Raw genomic sequence first — 3,001 nt, 5'->3', positions numbered from 1 at the left:
GCGCATGGCGCAGGCCGCAACCGGCCGCATGGGCATCATCGCCACCGACGCCACCTATCATGGCAACACCACGGCGGTTTCGCAGCTCAGCACCCGCATGCCGCCGGTCGGCGGCCGTGCCCGCCACGTCAGGCTGGTGCCGGCACCTGACAGCTATCGCCAGCCGGATGCGATGGCCAACGGCAAAGCTTTTGGCGACGCGGTGCGCGAAGCCATCGCCTCGCTGGCAAAGGACGGCATCGGCCTGTCCGGCATGATCCTCTGTCCGCTGCTCGCCAATGAAGGCTTTCCGACGCTCCCATCCGGATTTTTCGACGACGCGATGCGCGCGGTGCGTGACGCCGGCGGACTGGTCATCGCCGATGAGGTGCAGCCCGGTTTCGGCCGCACCGGCAGTCATTTCTGGGGCCACCAGCGCGCTGGCTTCGTTCCCGACATCCTCACCATGGGCAAGCCGATGGGCAACGGCCATCCGGTCGCCGCCGTGGTCACCTCGAGGGAGATCCTGGCGACCTTCCGCAACGCTTTCCGCTACTTCAACACCTTCGGCGGCAACCCGGTTTCCTGCGCGGTGGCGAATGCCGTTCTCGACGTCATCGAGCAGGAAGATCTCGTCGCCAACGCACGCGATGTCGGCGCCTATGCGCTCGGTCTGCTGCGCCCGCTGGCCGAGCGCCATGAATGCATCGGCGAGGTCAGGGGCGCCGGCCTGTTCTTCGGCGCCGAATTGGTTCACGACCGCGAGACGCGCGAGCCGGCGCCCGACATTGCCGAGCAGGTCGCCAACCGCATGCGCCACTGCGGTGTGCTCATGGGCAAGACCGGCATCCACGGCAATGTGCTGAAGATCCGCCCGCCCATGCCGTTCTCGCGCGACAATGCCGACGTCCTGATCGGCGTCCTCGACGAGGTGCTGGGTGAAGTCGGCGGAGTGAAGGCGTGAACGCTGTTTCCACGCAATCCGAGCCCGAGACGGCAGCCGATGTCACCGAGCTTGCCAAGCGCGCGCTCGAACATTGGGGCATTCGTGAGGGTGAGCCGGAACTGCTGAAATTCCGCGAGAACGCGGTTTTCCGGATCCGCTTGCCCGATGGCCAGCCGGCCGCCATGCGCATTCATCGGCTTGGCTATCACACGGATGCCGCCCTGCGCTCGGAACTGCAATGGATGGGCTTTCTGCAATCGGCCGGCATCGCCACGCCATCTGCGGTCGCCACGCCGGCCGGCGATCTGTTCGTGCTTGCCAGCGCGAACGCCTCAATGCAACCCCGGCAAGTCGATTGCCTGAGCTGGCTGGAAGGCCGCGCCGTCGGCGCGCGAGGCGTGCCGCTGGATTTTACGCCCGAGCAGGCTAGACAGGTCTTTACCGCGATGGGCCGAACCATCGCCCACATGCACAATGTCACGTCTGCCTGGACGCCGCCCGCCGGCTTTGCCCGCCATGCCTGGGATTTCGATGGCTTCTTCGGCGCGAACCCGAATTGGGGCCGCTTCGAGACCTCGCCCTTCCTCGACGGCCCTCATCGCGAGCTGGTTTTCCAGGCGCGGGAAAAGGCCGTGAAGGTGCTGTCGGAGCATGAACGCAGCGCCCGCAATTTCGGCATCATCCACGCCGATCTGGTGCGCGAGAATGTGCTCGTCCATGACGGCGCGATCCGCATCATCGACTTCGACGATTGCGGCCATGGCTGGCACATGTACGACCTTGCCGTCGCGCTCTACCAGAACCGCGATGAGGCGATCTATCCGCTGATCGAGGCCGCTTTGCTCGACGGCTATCGGCAGGAGCGGGCACTGACCGCGCGCGACATCGCCGCGCTACCACTGTTTTCGGCCTTGCGCGCCTTTGCTTTCCTCGGTTGGGTGCAGAGCCGCGTCGAAGGCGACATCACCAGGGATGTCGGCCAGCGTATGTCGGCCATCGCAGCCGATGTGGTGATTGCCTATCTGCGTGGCGAATAGGGCCGATCGATAAGAACTGGCGGGTCGTCAGCCCTTCGCGAAATGGATGCTGACCGTGCCCGAACTGCCGAAATCGGCGACGATCGTGTCGCCGGGCCGCGCCTCGACCGGGCGCACGAACGATCCCGAGAGCACCACCTCGCCAGCCGCGATCGACATGCCGTAGCGGGCGAGCCTGTCCGCCAGCCAGGCGATGCCCATGGCCGGGTGGTTGAGCACGCCGGCGCCGAGCCCGGTTTCCTCGACCTCGGCGTTGCGCGAGACGATGGCACCGATCCAGCGCATGTCGGCCTCATCAGGACGTTGCCGCCGGCCGCCGGTGACAATGCCGGCATTGGCGGCATTGTCGGAAATCGTGTCGAAGAAGGTGCGCACCTTCTTCGTCTCGGCATTGACGCGCTCGATGCGCGTATCGAGGATTTCCAGCGCCGGTGTGATGTAGTCGGTGGCGTGGAGCACGTCGGAGATGGTCACGCCGGGGCCTTTCAGCGGCGCCTTCATGACGAAGGCGATCTCGGCCTCGACGCGCGGCTGGATGAAGCGGCCGGCCGGCACCGTCGCGCCGTCATGGAAGAACATGTCGTCGAACAGCACGCCCGAATCCGGCGTGTCGATGGCAAGCGCGTACTGCATTGCCTTCGATGTCAGCCCGATCTTCCAGCCCTTCGGCTTCAGCCCGGCATCGATCTTGCGCGCCACCAGCGCCGCTTGCACGCGATAGGCGTCCTCCATCGTCGCATCGGGAAAATCGAGGCTGAGCAGACGGATCTGGCGGCGCGACCGCTCGGCCTCGAACAGCCGTGCCGCGGCGTCCTCCACCTGTTCCGGGGTCATTGCGCTGCCTCGTCGACGACACCGTTTCTGAGCACGCCGATGCCTTCGGCCTCCACCTCGATCACGGCGCCGGGCTTCAGCCAGATCGGCGGCTCGAAGCGGGCGCCGGCGCCGGCCGGCGTGCCGGTGACGATGATATCGCCCGGCACCAGCGTGGTGAAGGTCGAGATGTAGTTGATGATCTTGCGGAAGGAAAAAATCATCC

Annotated in this window: 4 protein-coding genes; 2 read left to right on the top strand and 2 right to left on the bottom strand. The window is 65.9% G+C overall.

What is annotated here, in order from left to right; all coding sequences use genetic code 11:
* Together EN749_RS33565 and EN749_RS33560 are read left to right on the top strand one after the other, a co-directional pair.
* Positions 1 to 943 (top strand): aminotransferase class III-fold pyridoxal phosphate-dependent enzyme (locus EN749_RS33565; RefSeq protein ID WP_128364778.1); only part of this gene is annotated, 943 nt, incomplete at its 5' end.
* Positions 940 to 1,962: a phosphotransferase gene (locus EN749_RS33560; protein ID WP_128364777.1), complete on the top strand. Its 1,023-nt coding sequence runs from the start codon at positions 940 to 942 to the stop codon at positions 1,960 to 1,962. The genes EN749_RS33565 and EN749_RS33560, both read left to right, overlap by 4 nt.
* 27 nt (positions 1,963 to 1,989) lie before the next feature.
* Here EN749_RS33560 and hpaH read toward each other — a convergent pair whose 3' ends face one another.
* Complete coding sequence (gene hpaH, locus EN749_RS33555; RefSeq protein ID WP_127808412.1) at positions 1,990 to 2,796, bottom strand: 2-oxo-hept-4-ene-1,7-dioate hydratase; 807 nt, start codon at positions 2,794 to 2,796, stop codon at positions 1,990 to 1,992.
* A partial coding sequence (locus EN749_RS33550; RefSeq protein WP_145991120.1) for a fumarylacetoacetate hydrolase family protein occupies positions 2,793 to 3,001 on the bottom strand: 209 nt, incomplete at its 5' end. The genes EN749_RS33550 and hpaH, both read right to left, overlap by 4 nt.

It is taken from the genome of Mesorhizobium sp. M7A.F.Ca.ET.027.02.1.1 (genome assembly GCF_004022985.1).
GTDB lineage: Bacteria > Pseudomonadota > Alphaproteobacteria > Rhizobiales > Rhizobiaceae > Mesorhizobium.
The sequence above is the reverse complement of the archived record's forward strand: the minus strand, read 5'-3'. Positions and strand labels throughout refer to the sequence as shown.